The sequence below is a fragment of the Yersinia pekkanenii genome (genome assembly GCF_001152565.1).
Taxonomy (GTDB): domain Bacteria; phylum Pseudomonadota; class Gammaproteobacteria; order Enterobacterales; family Enterobacteriaceae; genus Yersinia; species Yersinia pekkanenii.
In genome coordinates this window covers 84,409-110,733 of record NZ_CQAZ01000007.1, presented here as the reverse complement: position 1 = coordinate 110,733, position 26,325 = coordinate 84,409, and the positions used below count along the sequence as shown (strand labels likewise).

Here is a 26,325-nt window from a genome sequence, read left to right as displayed (position 1 = left end):
GATTGGCCGTGAACCGATTATTGCGCTGGTGTTTTACGCTTTGTGTGGCGTATCCGGTGGTATTGGTGTGGCTCGGGGTGTCGGTCTGGCAACGGAAACAGCTCCCCCTAAAAGGACCGGCCATTGTGGTGGCGAATCATAATAGTCATTTGGATATATTGACGCTGTTTACCTTATTCCCGCTCTCGACGTTATCGCAGGTGCATCCGGTGGCTGCCGCTGATTACTTTCTACGTAATCGTGCCATGGCATGGTTTGCCACCAAAGTGATTGGCATTATTCCGGTGGTGCGGGGCGGAGCGGGCAACGACGGTGATCCTTTGGCTGGCTGTATCGAGGCATTGTCAAATAACAAAATTGTGATCCTGTTCCCCGAAGGGACGCGGGGAGAGCCAGAAAAGTTCTCAGAATTCAAATCAGGTCTGTGGTATTTGAGTCGTCAATTTCCCACCACGCCAATCACTCCGGTTTATATGCACGGGCTGGGGCGGGCGATGGGCAAAGGGCAGCGCATTCCGGTACCCTTTTTTATTGATATCTATGTTGATAAACCTTTCTATTTTAAAAATGACAAACAGACATTCCGAACGGAATTACAGCAGCGGTTTATGACTCTGCAACAACTGGCTACAAGGAAAACGCCGTGACTCAAGAAAAGCGTATTGCTCAGGAACTGACATTTACTACCAGTGATAATGTGCCATTATTCTACTGTTGCTGGCCTGCCCAGAATGCAGCCGCCAAACGGGTGATGGTGCTGTTTCATCGCGGCCATGAACATTCAGGGCGTTTGCAACATATTGTTGATGAACTGATGCTGCCGGATGTGACCTTTTATGCCTGGGACGCGCGTGGACACGGTAAATCACCGGGGGAGCGGGGGCATAGCCCGAGTCTGGCACGTTCGGTACACGATGTTGATGAATTCGTCCGTTTCGCGGCGGTTGATAGCAATGTGTCATTGCAGGATGTGGTAGTGGTAGCACAAAGTGTCGGTGCGGTGCTGGTCTCTACCTGGGTGCATGATTATGCCCCAAAAATACGCGGTATGATTTTGGCATCACCGGCGTTTAAAGTGAAACTGTATGTGCCGTTTGCTCGCCTTGGATTAACGCTGATGCACCGTTTTCGCGGGCTGTTTTACGTTAAATCTTACGTCAAAGGTAAGTTCCTGACTCATGATGCACCACGGGTCGCTAGTTTTGACAACGACCCGCTGGTCAGCCGACCGATTGCGGTGAATATCCTGTTAGACCTTTACCGTGCGGCGGATCGGGTCGTGCAAGATGCGGCAGCCATTACGGTACCAACACAATTGCTGATTTCCGGTGATGATTTTGTGGTGCATCGCGCACCGCAACAGACGTTTTATCAGCGCCTTAGCAGTCCGGTGAAAGAGCAACATATTTTACCCGGTTTTTATCACGACACCTTGGGCGAGAAAGACCGGCAACTGGCATTCGATAAGATGCGTGTCTTTATTGACAGTTTGTATAGCGAAGAACTGCCGGCTCACCATTACCGATACGAAGATCGTTGGAGCGTCAGTGCGGATAGGTATCGCGCCCTGCAAGTCCCATTGAAGCCCTATTCCGCCGAGGGGTTGTACTATTCCGCTTTACGTTATGGCATGAAGACGCTGGGCAGCAGTGCAACCGGGGTACGCTTAGGGTTTGAAACCGGTTTTGACTCTGGCAGCACGCTGGATTATGTCTATCGTAACCAGCCGGAGGGTAAGAACAGGTTAGGTCGCTATTTTGACCAACAATACCTCAATAGCATTGGCTGGCGTGGCATTCGTATGCGCAAAGTTCATTTGCAACAGACGATTCAAATGGCCCTTCAGCAGTTACGTGATAAAGGCATGCCGCTGCGTATTGTCGATATCGCGGCAGGGCATGGCCGTTATGTCCTCGATGCGCTGGCTGATCAGCCTGATGTTGAGCAAATCCTATTGCGTGATTACAGCGAACTGAATGTGGAAAAAGGGCAAATCATGATTGCCGAGCGCAATCTGACCGGGGTGGCACGTTTTGAAAAAGGCGATGCTTTTGACCGCAATTCGCTGGCGAACCTGGATCCTCATCCTACGCTGGCTATCGTTTCCGGCTTATATGAGCTATTTCCGCAGAACGAGATGATCCAGGCGTCATTGGCTGGGTTGGCAGCAGCGGTTCCGGTTGGTGGGGTGTTGGTTTATACCGGCCAGCCGTGGCATCCGCAAGTTAAAATGATTGCCCGTGCATTGACCAGCCATCAGGGTGGGCAGCCTTGGGTGATGCGGGTGCGCAGTCAGGGGGAGATGGATGATCTGGTGGAGCAAGCCGGATTTGATAAATGCTATCAACTGATTGATGAGTGGGGCATTTTCACCGTATCACTGGCGGTACGTCGTGCTGATGACTGACGTTGATATTGCCGTGACGCGCATAACGCTGTGGCGGCGTGCCGTATTGTGGCTATTGTTGCTGGCTCCGCTGTTTTTTATCAGCTACGGTCAGGTTAACCATTTCACTGCCAGCCGTTTCGGGGTTGGCAGTGTGGTATATGGCTGGGAGCAGCAAATCCCTTTTCTGCCCTGGACCATCGTGCCCTATTGGAGTATCGATTTGCTCTATGGTTTGTCGCTATTTATCTGCACTTCAGTACGGGAGCAGACCCGCCACGCCCTGCGCTTAGTCATGGCATCGCTGGTGGCCTGCCTGGGTTTTTTGCTTTTCCCGCTAAAATTCAGTTTTGTTCGTCCGATAACCGATGGGCCATTCGGCTGGTTATTTCAGCAACTGGAACTGTTTGATTTGCCCTACAATCAAGCCCCTTCTTTACACATTATGCTGACCTGGTTGCTGTGGTTGCGTTTCTGGCCGCACTGCAAAGGGCGATGGCGTGGGCTGATGAGTGGCTGGTTTGCATTGATTGCAGTATCGGTGCTGACCACCTGGCAACACCATATGATTGATATTATTACTGGAGTGGCGGCGGGTGTGGTGGTCAGTTACCTAATACCGATTAAAGGTGGCTGGCGTTGGCAGTCGCCGTGCCGTCCTTCCTTAACATTAGCCCTGGGGTATGGCTGTGGGGCTATATTGGCGGGTGGACTGGCGTGGTGGGCGAGTGGTAGCTGGAACCTGCTGTGGTGGTTGGCGCTTTCGCTGCTGGCAGTGGCCGCTGGTTATACCGGTTGGGGGGTGGCTGTATTCCAAAAAGAGGCGGATGGCAGGGTTTCACCTTCAGCGCTGCTGCTATTATGGCCTTACCGGTTGGGGGCCAGATTGTCGATGTACTGGTTTACCCGCCGGTTAGCGCAAGCTATTGCTGTGGCACCGGGGGTCTATATTGGCAGCTATCCGCGCACCGCGCTATCGCAGGCCAGTGTATTGGATGTCACGGCAGAATTCAGCCGTAGCCGCTATAGCCGAAATAAGCCCTATCTGTGCTGCCCGCTGATGGATTTAGTGGTGCCTGATCAACAGCAATTGGCACAGGCGGTTGGGGCGCTTAACCAACTGCATCGGCAACATGGCACGGTGTTGGTTCATTGTGCACTCGGTATGTCGCGCAGTGCGTTGGTCATTGCGGCATGGTTACTGGAGCAGGGGTGGGTGACTACGCCTGTGGCAGCGGCTGAATTTATCCGACAGTGCCGCCCACAAGTGGTGTTGCAACCACGGCATTTACGGGCATTGGCATTATGGCAGAATAGGAAAGCACTATGCTAAACCATTCGGTTGCGGGTCGGGTTCTGACTATCCATCTTGCCAGCTGGCGTTATCTGGCGGTACTGACCCTACCGCCAATCATGTTTGCCTTGTGGGGGGCTGGTAGCGCGGTTGCTGCCTTGCTGTTGTTGTTGGCCGGAGTGACTCACTATTATTGCTGGCGTTTATGGCTTGATGAGCAGCTTTTTACATTGCTGTATACCCACGAGTCACAAACTGACCATTTTGATACCGCCTTACAGCATTTATGGGGGGGGAAACCAATTAGCGGGCGCTCCCTCTATTCACGCTGGCAGGGAGCGCGCAAACTGCTGCACCGTGCCATATTCAGTGCATTGCTGCTGTGGCTGGTGATGGTGATCGCATCGTTATCGTAGAAAAGAGACGGCACCGTTAAGTGCCGTTTGGGGGTATTGATGGGGTGAGTCTTTAGGGAACTGAAAAGGCTAGCTGTCTTTTTTCTTACCAAAAATCTTCAGTAAAACGCCAACAACACAACCAATAACCACTCCCAGTATTACCCATTCAGTAAATGACATAATCAAACCTTCTCATTTGTTTGGCCTGATTATATAAATTATTCATCGCTTGTCCATGTCAGGTCAGATTTATACCTCACAGTCTGGCCAGCATCTCTCTGGTAACCAACACAATGCCACTGTCTGAACGATAGAAACGGCGGGCGTCTTCATCTGCGTTTTCGCCAATTATCATCCCTTCCGGGATTATGCTGGCTCGGTCAATAACACACTTACGCAGGCGGCAGGAACGGCCAATATTCACGTCGGGTAGCAGCACACAAGAATCGATATTACAGAATGAGTTAACGCGGACTCTGGAAAATAACACCGAGTTGACTACCACGGAACCAGAAATAACACAGCCGCCGGACACCAAGGTATTCATGGTCATACCGTGGCTGCCCGAACGATCTTGAACAAATTTGGCCGGTGGCAAGGGTTCGGCATAAGTTCGTATCGGCCAATGTGAGTCATACATATCCAGCTCAGGCGTGATAGCGGCCTGATCAAGGTTGGCCTGCCAATAGGCATCCAGTGTTCCTACATCGCGCCAATAATCAGAGGCATCTGGTGAGGTGGATACACAAGACAGAGAGAACGGATGCGCCCATACATGGCCTTGCTCGGTTATTTTCGGCAGAATATCTTTGCCAAAGTCATGGCTACTGGTTTCATCTGCATGATCACTGTTCAGTAAATCAAACAGGAACTCGGCGTTAAACACATAAATGCCCATACTGGCCAGGCTGCTGTTGGGTTTGTCCGGCAGTGTCGGCGGATCTTCCGGTTTTTCCCAAAACATTTTGACTTGCAGATCTTCAGATACCTCGATGACACCGAAGGCACTGGCTTCCTCCTTGGGCACTTCAATACAGGCCACGGTGCAGGCTGCGCCACTTTCTACGTGATCCAGCAGCATGCGTGAGTAATCCATTTTATAAATATGGTCCCCGGCCAGGATCACGACATATTCAGCGTGATAACGGCGGATGATATCCAGATTTTGGAAAACGGCATCGGCAGTACCGGTATACCAGTGTTCCTGCCCTTGACGTTGTTGTGCCGGTAATAAATCAACAAACTCATTCATCTCTTCACTGAGAAACGACCAACCATGCTGTATATGTTGCACCAAGGTATGAGACTGGTATTGCGTTATCACACCGATACGGCGAATGCCGGAGTTAAGACAATTGGATAATGCGAAGTCAATAATGCGGTATTTACCGCCGAAATGGACTGCGGGTTTCGCCCGGACGGACGTAAGATCCTTAAGGCGTGAGCCTCGGCCCCCAGCAAGAATCAAGGCTACGGCTTTATTGGGAAGTTGCCTGGCCGACATGACTCTGTCGATATCGCCTGTTTTCCGCATATCAGACTCCTTATGATTTATATGTATCGCCGCTGAATTACGGGCTACATTCTCCAACCCTAATGCGCTAAAACCTTTCCGGATAATAATCGGAAGGGTAGAGCGGATTTGTACCTTTCTTAAGTATAAATATCGTTAATGACATAATCGGCTAATTATCATTCTAACAATGAGAACCGAATCAAATTTAGCGTGTTCCGACATGGTTTTTTGCACCATCGGCCTATTCGCATTCCTATTGTTTATAGCTTTGGCACATTGTGAGGCCAGAGATCATCGACCATACTCGTTGAGGATAAATATTCGTAGTTTTAATAAGGATATAAAATGATGGCAGTAGCAAAGAATAGTCTGCGATTATCCGCACTGGCCTTGATGCTGGGTAGCTTCACAACCAATGCTACACTGGCTGTTGCTCCACCGAGCGGCTATACATTGGAGCGAGTGATTATTTTGAGTCGCCATGGTGTTCGCTCGCCAACTAAACAAACACAGCTAATAAATGATGTAACACCTGATAAGTGGCCGCAATGGCCAGTACCCGCGGGGTATTTAACCCCCCGAGGTGCACAGTTAGTGACATTGATGGGGGGCTTTTATGGTGATTACTTCCGTAATCAAGGGCTGCTACCTGCCGGTTGCCCGGCAGACGGGGCCATTTATGCGCAGGCCGATGTCGATCAACGCACCCGTTTAACCGGGCAGGCATTCCTCGATGGCATCGCCCCAGGTTGCGGCCTGACGGTGCATTATCAGGCTGATTTGAAAAAAGCTGATCCCCTATTTCACCCGGTTGAAGCAGGGGTGTGTAAGTTAGATTCGACACAAACCCATAAGGCGGTCGAGGAACGACTGGGTGCACCATTAAGCGAACTGAGTCAGCGCTATGCTAAACCTTTTGCCCAGATGGGCGAGGTGCTAAACTTTGCGGCTTCACCTTATTGCAAGTCACTACAGCAGCAAGGGAAGACCTGTGATTTTGCCACTTTCGCGGCGAACGAAATCAAGGTGAATAAGAAGGGGACCAAAGCATCACTCAGTGGGCCATTGGCACTCTCCTCAACTTTGGGTGAAATCTTCCTCCTACAAAATTCACAAGCTATGCCGGATGTTGCCTGGCATCGGTTAAGCGGTGAAGAGAATTGGGTATCTTTATTGTCGCTGCACAATGTGCAGTTTGATTTGATGGCCAAAACACCGTATATCGCCCGTCATAAGGGAACACCGTTGTTGCAACAGATCAACACTGCGCTAGTGCTTCAGCATGGAGGTCGGGGGCAAACATTGCCGTTATCACCGCAAACCAAGGTTCTTTTCCTTGGCGGCCATGATACTAATATCGCCAATATTGCCGGTATGTTAGGTGCCAACTGGCAATTGCCGCAGCAGCCTGATAATACCCCCCCAGGGGGCGGATTAGTTTTTGAGCTATGGCAGAATCCGGATAATCATCAACGCTATGTTGCGGTAAAGATGTTCTATCAAACGATGGATCAATTACGAAATGCGGTGAAATTGGACTTGAAAAACAATCCGGCCAGTATTGTTCCCGTGGCGATCGAAGGATGCGAGAATAGCGGTGATAACAAACTTTGCCAACTTGATACTTTCCAAAAGAAAGTGACTCAGGTGATTGAACCTGCGTGCCATATTTAAATAGAGATTATTCGGCCGGTATCAATATCAGCCGAATAAGTTGTTTTCAGTTTGTAGCAATCAGCTCCCATTAATTATCGTTATTTTAATAGATTGAATAAATATAAAACTCATACAAACGACAATGCCGGAATAACCTGATGGGTATAGGTTAACTCCGGCGTATTAGCTGCAATGCCTTAATAATATGCGACTATAAATCTACCAAATGACTCTGTGTAAAACTTTATTAACCGAGTCTGACTAAATCAAAAGGCACGTAGCGTTCTCCGCTATGTTGTAACTCTACAACTCGCTCGCGCTCTGCCTGTACCGGGGCCAGCCCTTGTGCGTGGATAGCTTTAGCTACGTCAATTTCCCCAGTTTGTGCGACCATAACACGTTTGCCCGGAATAATTTGGTTTCTGTTTCTGTCGTAGACTTTAACCATATTAACCTCCAGTAGCTATCTGATAAGGTTGAATAGTGTGGGATGCAGTGAAGCTCACCTAAAATAAAACCGATATCTAAGCTATAAACTTATAACCAGAACAACGTTCAAGAGCTAAATAATTTCCTGTATAGGTATTAGTGCAATGAGATCAATTTCTTTTCCTCAGGTCAAACTATTACCGACTCGGTTTACTTGACGCAAAAATAATATTTATTTTTTTATCACAGATCAAGTCGGACAAGCATTTTTTTAGATAATTTACAACCTATATAACGTAGGGTAGTAACGACAGCTTTAATGAGCAATCCGCCTGGTCGGCGGACTCTCTCGAGAGTGTTATGGACTATATCAACGCCTTCTGCGTCAATGATTCCAGTATCTTTAGCGGAGACTGCTCTGGATATTTCATCCCCTCCACTGGCAGCAGGAACGTTTGTTCCAACATATACTGCCCGCCCATCGCTGCGTGGGGTGTTTGGTCCGAAAAACAGATCCAGCTACTGCCTGATGGGAAATCAATGGCTTGCTGTAGACCATTGTTTTGATATTCCAGGTCCGACTTCATTTTGTCATGTAGTTGGAGCATCAGATGGTCATAATGGCTACGACGGCGTTTAGTGATACCGACCTTATGTTGCAGCCAACTGCTGATAGGGGAATAGTTATCAAGTTGTGGTAAATAACGGCTGGCAAGCTGTGTAAAGTTTTCGCCTACCCGCCATGACCGGGGTTCGCCATGGGGGTTGATATTGGTGAAAATACGGATAATACGTTCGCCATAATTAGGGCGTGAAGGGAAAGCATCAACATGTAAACGGCTATCGTCTTTACGCCACGATGTAGTATCACGCCAGTCGGTAACAGGGTGCAAACGCAGGCTATTTGTCGGGCTGCGTAGAGCTGAGGAGTACTCGGGCAATAATTGATGCACCAAACTTAGGCAACTCTGGTAATAGCGCTCAAGTAACTGGCGGGTTAATGCCACTTTGCTTTCATCGGTAACGCCGGTTAGCGTGCCGTCCAGTGGCTTGAAACTGATATTTTTACGTTTAACATCAACCAATGCAGGGTTAAGCAGTTGTTTTTCATCTTCACTCAATTCAAAGGCGAGATGAGGTAAAAACAGCACTTTACCTTGCTCCAGAGCCTCGATAGCACAGGCACCTTCCACTGTATTTTGATCCCACCGACGGTAGGGGAGCGTAAGAATCAACGAATCTGACGCCTGACTTGGATTATTACTGCTCATCGACTATCCGTTTATAGAAATCTATTTAATTATGGGAATCATAACCCTTTATTATAGATAAAGTGAGGTTAGAGACACAAATTTTAGATTTTTATACCCTTGACCGACGGCACTAATGGCGGTAACCGCCGCATAACGGGTGACGATTTCACAATTGAAGTTTGGATTTCAGCTCGTTCTGACCAACGATCAATGATGGTATCCAATTGCGCCATCGAATGAATATATATACGGCTAATAAAGCAATCGTCACCGGTGACTTTGTCACATTCAACACACTCTGGTGTTTCCTGAATCATTTTTTCAGTGATATGTAACATTCCTGCCAAGGGTTTTACACGTACAAGAGCCTGCAAGCTATAACCAAAAGCCCGTTGATCGAGGTCAAGAGTGTAGCTGCGGATGATACTACGCTCTTCAAGACGGCGCAGGCGTTCAGATGTGCTGGGGGAGGATAGATTGACTTGTTGGGACAGATCTTTCAAGGATATCCGTGCATTCTCAGCTAAAATGGCAATCAGTTGCTCGTCAATTTTATCCATAACCACCAGCCTCTTATTATTAGGTGCATTAATGTTATTATAGGCAAAATTCTAACGTATTAACGGTATCTGCCTAACAAATCTAATGCAGCTGATGAAAAGAGACCTATTGATTATTGCCAGCTATGCTTCTTGCAGAGCCAGGTTATATGAATACCGGCGTTTACTGTCCGCTAACCGGGGTGCCGGTTAGCGATGAGATTGCATTTTTGTCATTGAATTGTATCGACTTTTTTTGTAAATAGGCCAAATCATAGACATCATAAAAATCTATTTCGCCTTTATTATTAATAATATTTTTAACGCGAAGCTTAAAATCATCACTGATATTTTTGCTATTCAATATTTCATCAATTGCTTGTGTCGATAATGCTCGACTAAAGAACCACTCACCATTGTAGCAAACACGTAAATCAAGAATGCCAATATCCTCAAACTTAAATACTGGTTTGATTTCCATCATTAGGATAGCCGACATCAACACAAAGAAAGCGGTAAAGGCAATCATATATCCGGTGCCAAAGTAGGGGGTTAAGTACATTAAAACTAAGACGAAAAAATATGAAACCAACATTGCCAGACAAAGATAGGGATGCTGGTAGACAAAATCGCTGTTAAATTTTAACCGACCATCTCTTTTTTCTTTTTTATTTATTCTCGCGATGTCATCGATTAATATCTTTTTAATTATGTCCATAATTATGACCTTGTGATTAATAACTCATAAAATTAAACCATAGCATTTTATTATAGATTAGCATGGAAGGTTAACTTTAAAGTATATCAGTTTAATAAATTAGTTAGCCAAACTGTTATGGCTGAGTGAGGGTAACTGTATGTATATTATTTATTCATCAGGTGAAAGCAACCCCCTATAACGTAGATTTCACCTGATTAGCCATCACTATGGCAGCAATTATAGCCCCATGCCGTGTTAAACGGTCAGGACAATTTTGCCAATATGTGTACTACCTTCCATCAACGCGTGCGCTTTTGCAGCCTCTTCCAGTGGGAACGTTCGGAATATTTGCGGCTTGATCTTACTCTCGCCCAGCAATGGCCAAACGTGTTGTTCCAGCTCTTGGGCGATCAGCGCTTTTTCTGCCACGCTGCGTGAGCGTAATGTGGAACCGGTATGTGTCAGGCGTTTTAACAACATCAACATCAGGTTAAGATCTTTGGCATTGCCATTTTGGGTGCCAATTTGAACAATACGGCCATTCATTGCAGCAGCTTCATAATTACGTGCTACATAATCACCAGCAATTAAATCGACAATGACATCAGCCCCTTGACCCGCAGTAGCACGTTTGGTTTCAGCGACAAAGTCTTGAGTATGATAGTTAATGGCAATATCTGCACCCAGCTTCAGGCACGCCTGACGTTTCTCTTCTGAACCCACAGTGACAATAATCGTCTCTGCGCCAAATGCTTTGCTCAGTAATATCGCGGTTGTCCCTATGCCAGAAGAGCCACCGTGAATTAATACGGTTTCACCGGCACTGAGGCGGCCGCGTTGGAATAGGTTGGCCCATACGGTGAAAAATGTTTCTGGTAGTGCCGCAGCTTCGATATCAGTAAGGCTGACTGGGATCGGTAATGCATTGGTTTCATGTATAACGCAGTACTGGGCATAACCACCACCAGCTATCAGTCCACACACTTTGTCGCCGAGTTTAAAACGACTGACATCTGCGGCCATGGCGACCACTTCGCCGGCAACCTCTAATCCAGGAATATCCGAGGCTCCTGGCGGCGGCGCATAGTGACCACGGCGCTGCATCACATCAGGGCGATTAACGCCGGCGGCTGAAACTTTAACCAGTATTTCGCCTGTAGCGGGCATGGGTGTCGGCCGCTTTACGGGGACTAATACTTCTGGCCCACCAGACTGAGTGATTTCAATCGCTGTCATATTTGCCGGGAGATGCGTTAACGATGTCATAATATTCCTCTGTCGCGTGAAGGTGCGAAATCAAACGCTATACCAATAACTAAGTGAATATCTTAGTCCGGTAATGGAAATAATTCATGGAGCGAATGTGCTTAAGTGATGACAAGGGGGAGAGAACCCAAAGACATCTCCAGAGTAGAAAACAAAAAACGCCCAACAATGTGGGCGCACAAATTTGCAAAGGAGTAGTGTACCAAGGAGTCGTGCATGTATGGCTTACTTGCATGGCTACAATCAAGACTAAGAGATGTTTAGAACACTTTGATTGTATGAATATGACTCCTTTGCTGATATAGGTATAAATCCGAAATTGTAGGTCAGTACAGCCACAGATAATACGATTGCGCGGTGGGTACCGTATATCGCCAAACTTATTCTTTATACTGCCAACAAACCTGATACTGGTAGATTTCATCCGTCAGCAAGTCTTCAGTATGGACACTTGGGCTCCATGAGTCGTCACCACCGACACCCATATGGAAACCATCAATATTCAACCAGGTGCCTTGCTCTGGTTTGAGTAGGTGCTGGTGGCTGATGGCCATCAGTTGTTGCGTACTGTAACGGCTGATACCGAAATGGAACTGACCGGTTAATTTCCAGTTTCCGTAATTCAGGGTGTTGGTATCGCAACGCAGCCCATTTTCACTTGGAAATATGTAGGGTGTGTGCATCTGCTCAAGTGGTTGCGACCAGTGGCTATATTGTGCTGAGAGTTGGCGGTCAGGATAGTTTTCATGTGGCCCTAATCCTAACCAGTCAACACTTGCTGCGATATCGGATAATTGACAACACATACCGACTCTTGCTGGAGAGGGGAGTGATGTTGCAACGTGGGCCCGAACATCAATGGTCATGCGACCTTGCTGGTCAAAACGGTACAACCAATGTGTGTGTATCAAGGGTTCATTGGCAAACTCGTAGCTGTACTCCGCACTGATTTGTATTGAGTGAGATAAACTATCTGCCTGTAATGAGAGGCAACGCTGCTCCAACTGATACATTCCTGCTTTTTTCCAGCGCTCAACCCAGGCGTTGGGATCAATGCGTGTAGCTTCACTAATGCCGATATCGTTGTCCAATGGTGCACGGACAAATTGATCACGTAATGGGCTGAGTAACAGAGCTTTCTCACCTAGCCACCATTGTTCTAACAGCCCGGTTTGGCGACTAAACTGCCAGCGTTGCTGCTGATGGGTCACGATAATAGAGTTTGCATCTTGGCGTAATTGCAGGTCACTTGGCGCGCTGGTGGCAGGAGGAGGGGAACCGTGCCGCGTAGATAGCACTTGTGGTAAACGCCACTGGTGCCAGGCACTGCGATGATTGATTGGTGACCAAGGCGTTTCTTTTATCTGCCTGACCTCAACATTCAACCATAAATGACCGGGCTTATTGATGATGGGCAAGCGCTCGGCCAGAGTGTAATCCTGTGTGCTTTCAGGGCGTAAATCCAACGATAAGTTACCTTCCAGTAGCCATTCGCCCTCTAATTCAATTCGCCAATAGAGATGTTCATTGTCACTATTTCTAAACAGATACTCACTGGTCACACTGATCACCAGTGGCGTAGTGCTGAGCAATGAAAACTGGAAGAATTGCTGTGCGTATTGCGCTTCGTACAAACTTGGATGGGGGCTACGGTCAGGGAAAACCAACCCGTTCATACAGAATTGGCGGTCATTAGGGCTATCACCAAAGTCACCGCCATAAGCCCAATAAGGCTGACCGTTCTCATCATTGTGGGTGAGACTTTGATCTACCCAATCCCAAACAAAACCACCTTGTAACCGTGGATACTGGCGAAATGCCTGCCAATAACGGGCAAATCCACCAAAACTGTTACCCATCGCATGGGCGTATTCACACAGAATCAATGGGCGAGATTCATTCGGTAAACCAATCCATTTCTTTATTGCCCACTTGGGCACAGCAGGGAACGGTTGGTCTTCATCCACCCGGGCATACATTGGACAAACTATATCGGTAGCTGGAGTATTTGCACCACCCCCTTCATATTGTACCGGCCGAGTGGGGTCATTGGCTTTGATCCAACTATAGAGGGCATCATGGGTGGCCCCGTGGCCGGATTCGTTGCCCAATGACCAAATAATGATACAAGGATGGTTACGGTTCCGCTGAACCATCCGTGTAACGCGCTCACTGAAAGCAGAGAACCATTGCGGGTCGTCCGCTAACCGCCCCATAGGCTGCATTCCATGTGTTTCGATATTGGCTTCGTCAACAACATACAGGCCATAGCGGGAACACAAGCGGTACCACAATGGATGATTTGGGTAGTGAGAACAGCGCACAGCATTAAAGTTATGCTGTTTCATCAGCATGATGTCTTGCACCATACTGTCTTCATCTATTACCTGACCCGTTTGCGGATGATGCTCGTGACGGTTTACCCCCCGAATCAGCACCGCTTTGCCATTAACCTTAAGCAGGCCCTGGTGAATCACAACTTGGCGGAAACCCACATCATAGGCTTCCGCCTCAATCAGTTCTTGGCGGCTATTGAGCAGGGAAATGACGGCACGATACAATGTGGGTTGTTCTGCGCTCCATAATGAGGGGTGATCTACTCGCAGGCTAAGACGGGCACGATCGGTATAATTCCCACGTTCGTCAATCGCTTGGGTGCCTAGAGGTTGCTGTAAGCTGGTGACCAATTTATCGGCTAACCACAGTTGTACGCGGATGTGATAAGCCCCAGTAACCTGCGGGTCGTTGATACTGAGTGGTGGGATATTAAGGACCGCCATTACCTCTAAATTGGCGGAACTGAATTCAGGGGAGAGATGTGTTGTGATATGAACATCTCGCAAATGAATTTCTGGTTTGTGCAGCAAGCTGACATCACGGAAAATACCGCTCATGCGCCACATATCCTGATCTTCCAGATAGCTGCCATCACTCCACCGCAGAACCAGAGCGGCAATACGGTTATTACCTGCCTGTAAGTAAGGTGTGAGATCGAATTCAGCTGGCAGGCGGCTATCCTGGGAATAACCGACCCATTTCCCATTACACCACAGATAAAATGCTGAACTGACCCCATCAAAAATAATACGTGTTTGGCCCGACGGGAGCCAATCTGGATCTAAAGTGAAATCACGCGAATAGCAACCGGTCGGGTTCTCTTCCGGTACTCGCGGTGGATCGACTGGAATGGGATATTGCACATTGGTGTAAATCGGTGTGTCGTAACCATGGAGTTGCCAGTTGGCGGGGACTGGCAGTGGTGTCGCAGCCGGTAAATCTTGATCAACCCAGTCATCCGGTACCCATTCAGGCTGGGTAAAATAGCTGAATGACCATTGCCCATTGAGTAATTGCCGCTGTGGTGATGAGGTGTCATTTTGCGCCGCGCCGACATCACGCCAACTGTGAAATGGAGGATGTGCCTCAAGGCGGTGATACTGCGTCACCTGCGGGTTCTCCCAATCTCGGCGAGACAAAATCTGCGATAAGGTCGGTTGAACCTTCTGCTGTGACGTCATGATATCAGCCTCATTTCGATGATGTTCGTGAGCACTTTTTTGCTATGGCAAGTTAATAAGTAATAAATGTTATGCGCTCACAATTACGCTGCAAACAAGATGAATTCAACAGCAGATAAAGTAAATAGCGGTTGGATAAATAGTCGAGAGTGATCGCATTTATTCGCTTTTAGCTGCAAAAGGATTAAAAGGAGCCGTTGTCTGGCGTATTGTTAACTCTGTCGCTAACAATACGCCAGACGGGGGTTCAATAGTATGGTGTAGCCTGACAACCAAGCGGGAAACGCTCTCTTCACCTAATAGTTTGAAGTTTTGCCTGACCGTTGTCAGTGGTGGCTGGAAATAGGCACTGTCAGCGGTGTCATCGTAGCCAATGACCGAGACTTGCTCCGGTACATTGAAATTATGCTCATGCAGCGCACGTAACACCCCAAGCGCCATTTGATCGTTAGCCACCAAGATGGCACTAAAAGGGATGTTGCTGGTAATGAGTTTCTGTGTGGTCTGATAACCGCTCCGAGCATCCCACTCGCCGTAATAGACCGCCTGTGGTGTTAACGAGGCATTATTCAGGACTTGCAGCCAACCTTGGTAGCGTAATTGGGCTGAAATAGCATCTTTTGGTCCGGAAATCAGTGCGATTTGTTGGTGGCCTAAGGCAATTAGGTATTCGGCGGCCTGAACAGCTCCGACCTTGGGATCAAACAAGACACTGAAAGCTGCAGATTGCGGATCAACATCAAGAAACAGTACCGGAGTCCTCGCACATTGTTGGACAATTCTCTGGCTGCGTTTTGGTTTCAGGGGAATATTCACTAGAATGCCATCAACCCGTTGGGCTAATAGCTCATTTATGGCTTGCTGACAGGCATGATCACTGTGGTCATCGACCATCGCAATGACGATGGTATATCCCAATTCATGGGCTTTGCTTTTTATCGCCGCAGCTATTTGTGAGGGGGCATGCAGAGAGAGGTCAGTGGTTGCCAGCCCTAGAGTAAGACGGTGTTTACCCGCTAATTGTTGTGCCACCCGGTTAGGGACATAGCTCAGGTCAGCCATGGCTTGTTCGACCTTAATGCGGGTTTTCGGCGAAACATGAGGTGCCTGGTTTAAAACACGTGATACGGTTTGATACGACACACCCGCCTGGCGTGCGACATCATCTAAAGTGACTGATTTGGCCCTCATGTATTCCTCTTAGGGGTAGGTGGCTGCTTATTATAGCAAATTTATGAGGTAAACTTTCAGCGCTTACCGGCAAACATGACGAAAAACAGGCTATGCAATGTCTTTTGTTATTGTTGAGTCTAAAAGCACCAGTGTGTCAGAGGTGAGTAACCATAAAGTGGGTGATTATTCCGTGTAAAAGTGGGCATCAAGAGTATAATAAATAGCTTTTTTGGTTTTATTTTGGGCATGTAAACAGGAATCCTCTGTTTGCTTGCTAAAAAGAGTTGCTATTAAAAGCCGGTCATGAGTTAATGCGTCTCGGCCTGTGGTACAGACCTATTTATGCACGACATCTTGAGTAAAGTGGTTCATATTTAAAGCGTTATCGTTGATAGCTCTTCACTGACGAATTTCCTTCATAGTGCCTCCATAAGTAACGACTGATAACCGGCTATAACACGCCCATGGTGGCAAATTTTTTTAATAAAGGAAATACACATGTCTAACATGATGAAAGGTCAAGTAAAGTGGTTCAACGAGTCTAAAGGCTTCGGTTTCATCACTCCAGCTGATGGCAGCAAAGACGTGTTCGTTCACTTCTCTGCAATCCAAGATCAAGGCTTCAAGACCCTGGCTGAAGGCCAGAATGTACAGTTCTCTATCGAGAACGGTGCTAAAGGTCCGTCTGCAGCAAACGTAACTGCAATCTAATTGGCCTTTGGCTGATTATAAAAAAACCCGCTAAGGCGGGTTTTTTACTGTCTTGCGTAAAGCAAATCTGATAGATGCAATCTCTTCTTTTGATCCCCTGTTCTGATTAGCTCAACTCTGCTGTTAAGTGAACAAAATCCTTTCTTATCCTTGAATATATTCATCAAAAGCAGACCGTTGTTTATGCGTAAGCCTTATCATCCTCACCTGATTCTGTACTACACTAGCAGAATTGATTTAATCGAAGGTAATATCATGAAAGTGAATGATCGGGTGACAGTAAAAACCGATGGCGGCCCAAGACGTGAGGGGGTTGTTTTAGAGGTGGAACAGTTTAGTGAAGGCGTTATGTATCTGGTTGCACTGGAGGACTATCCGGCAGGTGTCTGGTTCTTTAATGAAAATGATAGCCATGATGGCACCTTTGTTGAGCCCTTGCACAAGTAGTATTGTCGTTTTGTTACCTGCCCAGCGTTTATTGCTATGCAATAAAAACCGGAGGACGGCTTGTACACCTGACCTCCGGTTTTACTATCTGACTTTTTCAAATATAGTTTGTCTGAATTGTTGCTACCGATAACTCAGAACGTTTCCCAATTCAGCGAGTCATCGCCTGACTTTTTATTCCCTGCTGCATTATGCTTGCCTGTTGAGGTTGATACCGGCGTTTTAAGCGTCGGGGCAGGGTTACGGCCTCTTAAATGGAATACCGCGACAGCTTGAGTCAAGACTTCAGCTTGTTGTTCCAGAGAGGCCGCCGCGGCAGAGGCTTCCTGTACTAAAGAGGCGTTTTGCTGTGTCACATTGTCCATCTCTGAAACTGCTTGCGCAACCTGACTAATACCTCGACTCTGTTCATCAGAAGCAGATGCAATTTCACCCATAATGTCAGTGACATGAGTGACGGCAGTGACGATCTCATTCATTGCTTTACCTGCATCTGACACCAGAATTGAGCCATCACCAATCAGATCAACCGAGATTTCAATCAACGATTCTATCTCTTTGGCGGCATCAGCACTGCGCTGGGCCAGATTACGGACCTCACTGGCGACCACTGCAAAGCCACGGCCTTGTTCACCGGCGCGGGCTGCCTCAACCGCAGCATTCAGTGCCAGAATATTGGTTTGGAATGCAATGCTATTAATTACGTTAGTAATTTCAGCAATTTTCATTGAGCTGAGAGATATTTTATCCATAGTGCTGACAACATCATTAACGATGTCTCCCCCCTGAGCAGCCTTACCTGAAGCGTTCGCTGCAAGTTGGCTGGCATGGTGAGCATTCTCCGCGTTTTGTTTCACGGTCGCGGTCAGTTGCTCCATGCTGGCGGCTGTTTGTTCAAGTGAAGCCGCTTGTTGCTCGGTACGTGCAGAGAGATCGGTATTGCCCAGTGCAATTTCGCTCGATCCTTGGTATATAGATTCAGCACTGCTGCGGACGGCCTCAACGGTGGTGGATAACGAGTCCTGCATCTGTTGGATGTTGTTGCCCAAGACACCGATTTCATTGCGGCCGAATGAGACCGGAGTTTGTGTCAGATCCCCTTGAGCAATACGCTGAATACGTTCTACCAGCCAATTAATTGGCTTGATAATGACTTTACTTATGACTAAAAAAGCAATCAATGTCAGTAAAATAGCCAGAATAAAGGCCCCCCCCATCAGCATGTAACCGAGGCGTGCTTGTTGCTGGGCTGTCTGATTAATTTGATTCGCTTGCTCTGTGCGATATTTAACAGCTTTTAATAGTGGCTCATTGTAAGCATTATCCAACGGATTAAGTTTTTCTGCTTCAAGCGAGATAACTTCTTCAAAGTGTCCTTCTTTAGTCGCATCCAACATGAGTTTTATCCCATCGTCGCGATATTGCTCGTAGGCTTTTTTCAGCGGCGCGTCCAAAGCGGTATCGGTTTCGGATTTAACCGGCCGATTATAGTAGAGGTTAAACATTTGCTGTGACTGAGCGATATTCCTTTCAGCATTGGTCAGGCCCTGTTGATAACCTTCGGTATCACCGATACGTGCTGATGACGCCGCTTGAATCAGAATAAGACGTGCAGTACGCAGGTCGTTTGAGCTGTCAGATAGGCCCAGGCGGATACCTAGCTCTTGAGTTGCTTCTTCCAGCGATTGGTTGCTTTGCTTTAAAAAATAGCCAGATGTACCAATGGCCGCTGCAAATAAAAGCAGTATTCCCGCCAAAATGACGATAAACAAAGTGACCAGACGCAGATTGTTAACAAACAATACTTTCGTATTTTTATTATAATCTGGCGTTATTTTTATATCTAATGGCTGGTGAGTACTTCCACGTTTCATTATCAGTTCCGTTTCTATAGTCGCTCGAGGAAAGGCCCTTGCCTGATATACCCTGTTTAGCTGAAGTTGTCGCTTGGTTAGCGGCAACTCCAGTTACCTTGGGTGTAGGCATCGCTACTTAAAATTAATCCACCCTTAATATCTAAAATAATCTCAATAGTCCTTTAAGAACCTATCGGCAACGGCACTGAAATAGTTAGAGTTATAAATGAGATCACGATCGCAATTTGGGTTAAAGAGTCATTAGATTTATGTAATTACCTCAATAGCTTGATAGTATTTTCTCCAGCAAGCACAGCCCGGTATGGGGGGGATTATCTTCCCCAGTGCTGAAGTTGGTAGCATCCCAGTTGAGATCCGTGGATGACCACATCTGCCAGATATATGCTATCTACAGAAATAGGATATTTGACAGTGTGAAGCAATTAATCGGTATCCTATATTATCAATCTTAATTTTATTATTTAATTCCCTGAGGTTGGTTTAGGTTTTGTTTAGAAATATAGGCTTTACATAATTATCATACGCAACTATACTCTTGAAAAATTTCGGGGAGAAACTAATGGATACGCAAAGTAGTAGTCAAATAAGCAAGGCAAGCTAACCTATCTCCGACTGATTTGTTGCTTGCCGAAAAATGGCGGGCAGCACCCTCTCTGTATTTTCTGAGCTGTGCATACCCAAATATATCCTTATTACTTGAAGCTATAGTTGTGTTAGCACAATTTATTTACTCGAAATAATGACGTCAGTCAATTTCTCGGGTTTATTGCTCGCTATCTGGTTATAACTCCAATTACTGTGGATATGATATTTTAACTCGATGTTCAATCATCGAGGGTATAAATTCGGGTTTTTATTATGGTATTTAACAGCCACGCATTATTTCCTCCAGGCATAAACATCGGTTTTTGCTGAGTTATATCTCAGCACAATTACCTGTGTGCTAAATAGCACATGATTATTCTACCAATGATTAATTCATGGAGAGAATCATGGCATTAACTCCTTTTGTCATAAATTTATTACTGGCGATGTGTCTGGGCGCACTCATTGGCGCTGAAAGGCAATGGCGTCAGCGTATGGCGGGTTTACGTACTAATGCATTGGTTGCAACCGGCGCTGCGGTATTTATCCTTAGCTCTTATGCCACATCCCCTGATAGCCCTGGTCGTATTGCGGCTCAGGTAGTTTCAGGAATTGGCTTCCTGGGGGCGGGGGTCATTATGCGTGAAGGCATGAATATCCGTGGCCTAAACACCGCGGCTACACTGTGGTGTTCGGCGGGTATTGGTGTGCTTTGCGGTTTGGGATTGTATTGGAATGCCGTGGTTGCCACTGGGGTCATCCTGTGTGCCAATATATTACTACGTGAGGCTGCACAGCGGATTAATATGCAGCCCCAGCAACAAGCTGTAGATTTAGAAGTTCGCTACCGAATTCAGGTTACCTGCGGCACCGAAGATGAGGTCTTAGTTCGTACTCTTATATTGCAGGCATTAAATGGTGTGGCATTACGTTTGCAGTCCCTTTGTAGCGCCGATATTGCCAGGCCCGGTCAGTTAGAGGTCTGTGCTGAAATAATGGCGACACCAGCAGCACAAAAAGAAATTGAAAGTATTGTTTGCCGTGTCAGTTTGGAACGGAGTGTCAGCGCTATTCATTGGCGTGTAGTCTCTGAATTACCGGCTTAATATAAAGTAATTCAGGCAATAACTACATTATCAAGTTTAACAGTAAATAATCAAATACTGACCTATGTGGCAGTAAGGAGTTGTTATGGACGACCACCCCGGAGTTAACTTAATTAGTCGCTGCTAATTAACTATAAAGTTGGCAGCGCAATAATAGTTCAGCACATTTATCTCTCAATATTTGAGCGGGTAGGTCCTGTGCGTTTAGAATTAAAAGAGAAGTGTTATGACCAAATTTAAAAAGACAGTCACCAGCCGTGGCAATAATAACAAGACTTTTGCTATTGCACTGGAAGCCAAAAATAGCCTGGATCAAACATTATCCAAGCTGAATGCAAATTTAAATGGCCTGACAGAAGAGGACGCCAGAGAACGGTTGGAGTTATACGGTATCAATCAGGTTGCACATGAGAAGGCACCACCTGCACTGACTCAGTTACTGGCTGCATTTAATAACCCCTTTATTTTTGTTTTGATAGTGTTGGCAGCAATCAGTTTCTTTACTGATTATTGGTTGCCATTGCAACGTGGTGAGGAAACCGATCTGGTGGGAGCCAGTATCATTGTGACGATGGTATTGATCAGTGGTTTGCTGCGTTTTTGGCAGGAATATCGGACCAATAAAGCAGCTGAGGCACTGAAATCGATGGTGCGTACCACGGCAACAGTATTGCGCCGTAACAGCCATAGCGCTCAACCGGCAAAACAGGAAATTGCGATTAAACTACTGGTGCCGGGGGATATTATTCTACTGTCGGCTGGAGATATGATCCCGGCAGATTTACGTCTGATTAAATCCAGAGATTTGTTTATCAGCCAGGCGATTTTAACCGGAGAAGCCATACCCATTGAAAAGTATGATGCCATGGGGGCAATCAGCTCAAAATCAGTTGATGGCGATGCCAGTAGCGAAAGTGAGTTACTCGAATTGTCCAATATCTGTCTGATGGGGACTAACGTAGCCAGCGGAACGGCTATGGCAGTGGTTATTGCCACCGGCGGGCAGACTTATTTCGGGACGCTGGCTAAATCTATTGTCGGCAATCGCGCTCAAACTGCATTTGATCGCGGTGTTAACAGCGTTAGTTGGTTATTGATCCGCTTTATGTTGGTAATGGTACCTATTGTATTACTGATTAATGGCTTTACAAAAGGGGATTGGACTGAGGCGGCATTGTTTGCATTGGCCGTCGCGGTCGGCTTGACCCCCGAGATGTTGCCGATGATTGTCAGTTCTAACCTGGCCAAAGGTGCCATCGCGATGTCGCGGCGCAAAGTTGTGGTTAAGCGACTGAACGCAATACAAAACTTCGGTGCCATGGATGTGCTGTGTACCGATAAAACGGGCACATTAACGCAAGACAGAATCATCCTTGAGCACCATTTGGATGCAACCGGCCACAATGACAGCCAAGTTCTGCAATTGGCATGGCTTAACAGTTTCCATCAAAGTGGTATGCGTAATCTGATGGACCAGGCGGTCATTAAGTTCAGTCGTGGTAAACCAGAGATAGATGCCTTACGCAGCTTTAATAAAGTTGATGAATTACCTTTTGATTTTATTCGTCGCCGTTTATCTATCGTAGTAAAAAATGAGCAGCAACAGCAGCGTTTAATCTGCAAAGGTGCCGTGGAGGAGATGCTAAGCATCTGTACCCAAGTCCGTGAGGGCGATGAAATTCGCCCATTGGATGAAGCCCGCAGAGCCGAATTATTGGCGCTGTCCACGCAATATAATGAAGATGGATTTCGTGTTTTGCTGCTGGCGACGCGTGAATTAGGTGTTCAGCCCAGCGAGTTACCGCTAAATATTGCGGATGAGCGTGATTTGGTGGTGCAAGGGTTGCTGACTTTCCTTGACCCGCCTAAAGAAAGTGCTGAGGCCGCCATCACTGCATTACGGGAAAATGGCGTGGCAGTGAAAGTATTAACCGGCGACAACCCAGTTATTACGGCAAAAATCTGCCGGGATGTTGGTTTGGATCCAGGAGAACCGCTGAGTGGCCGTGATATTGAAAGTATGGATGATGAAACCCTGGCAAGGGAAGTGGAGCTGCGCACGGTATTTACTAAGCTGACGCCACTGCAAAAATCACGGGTGCTGAAAATGCTGCAAAGCAATGGGCATACTGTCGGTTTTCTGGGGGATGGGATCAACGATGCTCCTGCATTGCGCGATGCTGATGTGGGAATATCGGTCGACACCGGTACTGATATTGCTAAAGAGTCGGCAGATATTATTCTGTTGGAAAAGAATCTGATGGTGCTGGAAGAGGGGGTGATCATCGGACGTGAAACCTTCGGTAATATCATAAAATATCTGAATATGACCGCCAGTTCTAACTTTGGTAATGTATTTTCGGTATTGGTTGCCAGCGCATTTATTCCATTCTTGCCGATGTTGGCCATCCACTTACTGTTACAAAACCTGATGTATGACATTTCCCAGCTCTCGCTACCCTGGGATAAAATGGATAAAGAGTTTTTACGTAAACCGCGTAAGTGGGATGCTAAAAATATCGGCCGCTTTATGCTATGGATTGGGCCAACCTCATCAATTTTTGATATCACAACCTTTGCGCTGATGTGGTTTGTTTTTGCCGCCAACAGTGTCGAGCATCAGGCTTTGTTCCAATCAGGTTGGTTTATTGAAGGTTTGTTGTCGCAGACGTTAGTGGTTCATATGTTGCGCACGAAAAAAATTCCGTTTATTCAAAGTACCGCTGCACTGCCAGTATTATTGACGACTGGGTTAATCATGGCGATAGGCATCTATATTCCGTTCTCCCCATTAGGGGCATTAGTTGGGCTGGAACCCTTACCATGGCAATATTTCCCATGGTTAGTGGGCACCTTGATAAGCTACTGTGTGGTTGCGCAACTGATGAAACAGTTTTATATCCGTCGCTTCGGCACGTGGTTCTAACTGTTTTCTATTGCTGTTTGCATCACGCCATGTTAGGTAAAACATCCGGGGCCAATTGGCCCCGGAACGCTAGCCATTATTCGCTACTGACGCGAATGACCAGTTTACCAAAGTTCTTGCCTTCCAACAGGCCGATAAAGGCTTGTGGCGCATTTTCCAATCCTTCTACCAAGTCTTCGCGGAACTTGATTTTGCCTTTTTCAACCCATTCCGTCATTTGTTGCAGAAAATCATCGTAATGGTGGGCGTAATCATCAAAAATGATAAACCCTTGCATCCGAATTCGTTTACGTAAAATGATGCTTTGTAACAGCGGTAATCTATCTGGGCCATCAGGTAATTCGGTATCATTGTAGTGTGCTATTAAGCCACAAACCGGAATTCTGGCGTGTGTGTTGAGCAATGGCAAAACCGCATCAAATACCGCGCCGCCCACATTTTCGTAATAGATATCAATACCCTCAGAACAGGCTTTCTCCAATTGTTGCACAAAATCGGTGGCCCGGTGATCAATACAGGCGTCGAAACCCAGCTCTTCTATCACATAACGGCATTTTTCTGCACCGCCAGCAATGCCGACCACTTTACACCCTTTTAGTTTACCTATTTGCCCAACGACTGAGCCGACGGCCCCACTCGCTGCGGCAACCACCAAGGTTTCGCCTTCTTTGGGTTGACCAATATCCAATAGCCCCATATAAGCGGTGAAACCAGGCATGCCGAGCACACCCAAGGCTCGTGAAGGATGGGTGAGTTGTGGGCCAAGATTACGGATATCAGAACCGTCCGATAATGCATAATCCTGCCAGCCGCTTTGGGCCAGAACCCAATCACCTACCTGAAAATCCGGATGTTTTGAGACTTCAACCCGTGAGACGGTACCGCCGACCATCACATCACCAATCTTAATTGGATCTGCATATGAGGGTACGTCGCTCATACGGCCACGCATATAAGGATCAAGGGACAGATAGCGAGTCCGCAGTAGCACTTCACCCGCGCCAGGCTGGGGAATAAGTTGCGTATCTAACATGAAATTTTCGCTGGTCGGTGTGCCATGAGGGCGTGAAGCCAGCAGAATACGGCGGTTTTTGATTTTATCTTGAGGCATCAGATTCCCTTACTTGGACGGAGTAAAATGCGAGTAGTGAAAATAACAACTGTTAAAAATAATAGTAGAATTTTGCGGTATGGTTGCAGCTAATAGTGCGGCAATCGCAGAGAAGGGCGCTGCCAGCCAGCCAGGCTAACGGGTGTTAGGTGAAAGTGATGGGGTAGTTAAAGAGGCACAATCAGCACATCGACAGTACTGGTATTTATTAGCCGTGCGGCTGAGCAGGAGAATTTATTCATCAGCCTCATACTGTGGTTGCCGCATATCACCAAATCAATATTCTGCTGTTTGCAAAAGTAAGCCAGGCTGTCGGCAAACTCACCATGAACAACGGATTTATTTTCAATGGGATAACTTGCATTAATCGCTAATTCTCCCATAAACAACTGCGCTTCTTCTTGTAACACCGATCGTAAGCCACTCAACATGGGTGCGGCACAGCTACTGTACATTTCTGGTTCAGTTGTCAGGGTAATCAACGACACCCTACCATTGTAAGGTCGAACTATGGAAACAGCTTTATCAACCAATTGTTGGCTATCGGGTGAAAGTGCAACTGCGACCAATACATTCCTGTATCCCATTATCGAACTCCCATAAGCATAGCTATAGTATGAAGGTTAGGGGAATACCTATTTGAGAAATGGGATGTTACTCACATTTGGCTTCGGGCCGCCAATAATGTGGGTTGCAGTGGAGGTTAATTAAAATAAGGGTTTTAAGCTTAAATGTGAATTTATTGTTTAATATGTTATTTATTATATGGTCTTACGTTTCATTTATTAGCCCTTACGACATTGCTGATATGAAGCTGTGTTGCGTCTATAACTGAATAAATATGCGCGTTCGATCAAGCGTGAAACATGTCGTTACCTCTGTTGCCTTTTTTAATACGTATTGTCGACTTTTTTAATACTAAAAGGTAAATAGGCCAATAAATAATCGGTAAGTGGCGTTTTTTGTAATCGCATAAATATTCGTTAAAACAAAATAGTTTCGGCTGGTTATTTATAGGATTGCCGAATTACAAAGCCGATCATTAGATATTAATGCTGATAATTTTAGGTTATTACAGATTTATGTTCTGTTATTTTACTTTGGGAGTGTTTTTGTTCGAACCGATCTAAAAATGCCAATAATCAGGCTCATATCTTTGTTTTTTTAGCTCGTTTCTGACTTGTGGCTATTTTTTGAACGCCGTGGTGGGTGAAAAATGCTCAAATAAGCGGAGGGCCAACCTATTTATATTTTATTTTTGTGATGCTCATCACATTACATTTAAAATGAATCGCTAGTCACATTGTATGTGCTGACGATTCGGGAGTAGAGTTGGGCCTCTTTAAGAATAATCCTAATATTTTGTAAGAAAAGTTTCATGGCGTAGATGCACGATAAGAGCGGCATAAAATATACCTGCCAGGTCCGCGACAT

At 46.5% G+C, this 26,325-nt stretch carries 20 protein-coding genes; 9 read left to right on the top strand and 11 right to left on the bottom strand.

Annotated elements, in window-relative coordinates:
* Window positions 1-8 precede the first annotated feature (8 nt).
* The 4 genes from AEP37_RS05300 to AEP37_RS05285 are packed head-to-tail and all read left to right on the top strand — an operon-like array spanning window position 9 to window position 4,096.
* Window positions 9-647: a lysophospholipid acyltransferase family protein gene (locus tag AEP37_RS05300; protein ID WP_049610940.1), complete on the top strand. Its 639-nt coding sequence runs from the start codon at window positions 9-11 to the stop codon at window positions 645-647.
* The gene (locus tag AEP37_RS05295; RefSeq protein ID WP_049610937.1) at window positions 644-2,407 is read left to right on the top strand and encodes a bifunctional alpha/beta hydrolase/class I SAM-dependent methyltransferase; all 1,764 of its coding nucleotides are present in this window, start codon (window positions 644-646) and stop codon (window positions 2,405-2,407) included. Before AEP37_RS05300 ends, AEP37_RS05295 begins: the two co-directional genes overlap by 4 nt.
* The gene (locus AEP37_RS05290) at window positions 2,400-3,719 is read left to right on the top strand and encodes a phosphatase PAP2/dual specificity phosphatase family protein (RefSeq protein ID WP_049611015.1); all 1,320 of its coding nucleotides are present in this window, start codon (window positions 2,400-2,402) and stop codon (window positions 3,717-3,719) included. The genes AEP37_RS05295 and AEP37_RS05290 overlap by 8 nt, the downstream gene beginning before the upstream one ends.
* On the top strand, window positions 3,713-4,096 hold the full coding sequence (locus AEP37_RS05285; protein WP_072086242.1) for a hypothetical protein: 384 nt from the start codon (window positions 3,713-3,715) through the stop codon (window positions 4,094-4,096). The genes AEP37_RS05290 and AEP37_RS05285 overlap by 7 nt, the downstream gene beginning before the upstream one ends.
* 238 nt (window positions 4,097-4,334) lie before the next feature.
* Here AEP37_RS05285 and glgC read toward each other — a convergent pair whose 3' ends face one another.
* The gene (gene glgC / locus AEP37_RS05280) at window positions 4,335-5,612 is read right to left on the bottom strand and encodes a glucose-1-phosphate adenylyltransferase (RefSeq protein ID WP_049610934.1); all 1,278 of its coding nucleotides are present in this window, start codon (window positions 5,610-5,612) and stop codon (window positions 4,335-4,337) included.
* A 330-nt stretch (window positions 5,613-5,942) separates the two neighbouring features.
* Here glgC and AEP37_RS05275 point away from each other — a divergent pair, with 330 nt between their 5' ends.
* Window positions 5,943-7,268: an AppA family phytase/histidine-type acid phosphatase gene (locus tag AEP37_RS05275; RefSeq protein WP_049611010.1), complete on the top strand. Its 1,326-nt coding sequence runs from the start codon at window positions 5,943-5,945 to the stop codon at window positions 7,266-7,268.
* Between the two features lie 229 nt (window positions 7,269-7,497).
* Here the strand turns inward: AEP37_RS05275 and ydfZ are convergent, their stop codons facing one another.
* The 7 genes from ydfZ to AEP37_RS05235 all read right to left on the bottom strand — a co-directional run bounded on the left by ydfZ (window position 7,498) and on the right by AEP37_RS05235 (window position 16,146).
* On the bottom strand, window positions 7,498-7,698 hold the full coding sequence (gene ydfZ, locus AEP37_RS05270) for a putative selenium delivery protein YdfZ (RefSeq protein WP_049610931.1): 201 nt from the start codon (window positions 7,696-7,698) through the stop codon (window positions 7,498-7,500).
* A 346-nt stretch (window positions 7,699-8,044) separates the two neighbouring features.
* Complete coding sequence (locus AEP37_RS05265) at window positions 8,045-8,950, bottom strand: Kdo hydroxylase family protein (protein ID WP_049610927.1); 906 nt, start codon at window positions 8,948-8,950, stop codon at window positions 8,045-8,047.
* 83 nt (window positions 8,951-9,033) lie between these two features.
* A complete protein-coding gene (locus AEP37_RS05260; protein ID WP_049610924.1) occupies window positions 9,034-9,492 on the bottom strand; it encodes an Lrp/AsnC family transcriptional regulator in 459 nt (152 codons plus the stop codon).
* A gap of 163 nt (window positions 9,493-9,655) precedes the next feature.
* Entirely contained in the window at window positions 9,656-10,189 is a 534-nt protein-coding gene (locus AEP37_RS05255) for a YlaC family protein (RefSeq protein ID WP_049610919.1), read from the bottom strand.
* 237 nt (window positions 10,190-10,426) lie between these two features.
* On the bottom strand, window positions 10,427-11,437 hold the full coding sequence (locus AEP37_RS05250; RefSeq protein WP_049610918.1) for an NAD(P)H-quinone oxidoreductase: 1,011 nt from the start codon (window positions 11,435-11,437) through the stop codon (window positions 10,427-10,429).
* 380 nt (window positions 11,438-11,817) lie between these two features.
* The gene (locus AEP37_RS05240) at window positions 11,818-14,955 is read right to left on the bottom strand and encodes a beta-galactosidase (protein WP_049610911.1); all 3,138 of its coding nucleotides are present in this window, start codon (window positions 14,953-14,955) and stop codon (window positions 11,818-11,820) included.
* A 159-nt stretch (window positions 14,956-15,114) separates the two neighbouring features.
* Complete coding sequence (locus AEP37_RS05235; protein ID WP_049610910.1) at window positions 15,115-16,146, bottom strand: LacI family DNA-binding transcriptional regulator; 1,032 nt, start codon at window positions 16,144-16,146, stop codon at window positions 15,115-15,117.
* A gap of 480 nt (window positions 16,147-16,626) precedes the next feature.
* On the opposite strand from AEP37_RS05235, the gene cspE reads away from it, so the two are divergent.
* Window positions 16,627-16,839: a transcription antiterminator/RNA stability regulator CspE gene (cspE, locus tag AEP37_RS05230; protein WP_002210893.1), complete on the top strand. Its 213-nt coding sequence runs from the start codon at window positions 16,627-16,629 to the stop codon at window positions 16,837-16,839.
* Window positions 16,840-17,094: 255 nt separating this feature from the next.
* Entirely contained in the window at window positions 17,095-17,286 is a 192-nt protein-coding gene (gene dsrB, locus AEP37_RS05225) for a protein DsrB (protein ID WP_049610907.1), read from the top strand.
* Window positions 17,287-17,420: 134 nt separating this feature from the next.
* On the opposite strand, the gene AEP37_RS05220 is transcribed toward dsrB, so the two are convergent.
* Entirely contained in the window at window positions 17,421-19,160 is a 1,740-nt protein-coding gene (locus AEP37_RS05220) for a methyl-accepting chemotaxis protein (protein WP_049610905.1), read from the bottom strand.
* A 995-nt stretch (window positions 19,161-20,155) separates the two neighbouring features.
* Here AEP37_RS05220 and AEP37_RS05215 point away from each other — a divergent pair.
* Window positions 20,156-20,854 (top strand): MgtC family protein, encoded by a 699-nt coding sequence (locus tag AEP37_RS05215; protein WP_049610902.1) that lies wholly within the window; start codon window positions 20,156-20,158, stop codon window positions 20,852-20,854.
* Between the two features lie 226 nt (window positions 20,855-21,080).
* Window positions 21,081-23,780, top strand: a complete 2,700-nt coding sequence (mgtA, locus tag AEP37_RS05210; RefSeq protein WP_049610899.1) for a magnesium-translocating P-type ATPase — start codon at window positions 21,081-21,083, stop codon at window positions 23,778-23,780.
* Window positions 23,781-23,856: 76 nt separating this feature from the next.
* On the opposite strand, the gene AEP37_RS05205 is transcribed toward mgtA, so the two are convergent.
* Window positions 23,857-24,891: an NADP-dependent oxidoreductase gene (locus AEP37_RS05205; RefSeq protein ID WP_049610896.1), complete on the bottom strand. Its 1,035-nt coding sequence runs from the start codon at window positions 24,889-24,891 to the stop codon at window positions 23,857-23,859.
* A 167-nt stretch (window positions 24,892-25,058) separates the two neighbouring features.
* On the bottom strand, window positions 25,059-25,478 hold the full coding sequence (gene uspC, locus AEP37_RS05200) for a universal stress protein UspC (RefSeq protein WP_049610893.1): 420 nt from the start codon (window positions 25,476-25,478) through the stop codon (window positions 25,059-25,061).
* Window positions 25,479-26,325: the final 847 nt, after the last annotated feature.

Coding starts and splice junctions, on each gene's coding strand:
- AEP37_RS05290 (WP_049611015.1), top strand. CDS start 2,400: ATGACTGACGTTGATATTGCCGTGACGCGCATAACGCTGTGGCGGCGT.
- AEP37_RS05285 (WP_072086242.1), top strand. CDS start 3,713: ATGCTAAACCATTCGGTTGCGGGTCGGGTTCTGACTATCCATCTTGCC.
- glgC (WP_049610934.1), bottom strand. CDS start 5,612: ATGCGGAAAACAGGCGATATCGACAGAGTCATGTCGGCCAGGCAACTT.
- AEP37_RS05275 (WP_049611010.1), top strand. CDS start 5,943: ATGGCAGTAGCAAAGAATAGTCTGCGATTATCCGCACTGGCCTTGATG.
- ydfZ (WP_049610931.1), bottom strand. CDS start 7,698: ATGGTTAAAGTCTACGACAGAAACAGAAACCAAATTATTCCGGGCAAA.
- AEP37_RS05265 (WP_049610927.1), bottom strand. CDS start 8,950: ATGAGCAGTAATAATCCAAGTCAGGCGTCAGATTCGTTGATTCTTACG.
- AEP37_RS05260 (WP_049610924.1), bottom strand. CDS start 9,492: ATGGATAAAATTGACGAGCAACTGATTGCCATTTTAGCTGAGAATGCA.
- AEP37_RS05255 (WP_049610919.1), bottom strand. CDS start 10,189: ATGGACATAATTAAAAAGATATTAATCGATGACATCGCGAGAATAAAT.
- AEP37_RS05250 (WP_049610918.1), bottom strand. CDS start 11,437: ATGACATCGTTAACGCATCTCCCGGCAAATATGACAGCGATTGAAATC.
- AEP37_RS05240 (WP_049610911.1), bottom strand. CDS start 14,955: ATGACGTCACAGCAGAAGGTTCAACCGACCTTATCGCAGATTTTGTCT.
- AEP37_RS05235 (WP_049610910.1), bottom strand. CDS start 16,146: ATGAGGGCCAAATCAGTCACTTTAGATGATGTCGCACGCCAGGCGGGT.
- cspE (WP_002210893.1), top strand. CDS start 16,627: ATGTCTAACATGATGAAAGGTCAAGTAAAGTGGTTCAACGAGTCTAAA.
- dsrB (WP_049610907.1), top strand. CDS start 17,095: ATGAAAGTGAATGATCGGGTGACAGTAAAAACCGATGGCGGCCCAAGA.
- AEP37_RS05220 (WP_049610905.1), bottom strand. CDS start 19,160: ATGAAACGTGGAAGTACTCACCAGCCATTAGATATAAAAATAACGCCA.
- AEP37_RS05215 (WP_049610902.1), top strand. CDS start 20,156: ATGGCATTAACTCCTTTTGTCATAAATTTATTACTGGCGATGTGTCTG.
- mgtA (WP_049610899.1), top strand. CDS start 21,081: ATGACCAAATTTAAAAAGACAGTCACCAGCCGTGGCAATAATAACAAG.
- AEP37_RS05205 (WP_049610896.1), bottom strand. CDS start 24,891: ATGCCTCAAGATAAAATCAAAAACCGCCGTATTCTGCTGGCTTCACGC.
- uspC (WP_049610893.1), bottom strand. CDS start 25,478: ATGGGATACAGGAATGTATTGGTCGCAGTTGCACTTTCACCCGATAGC.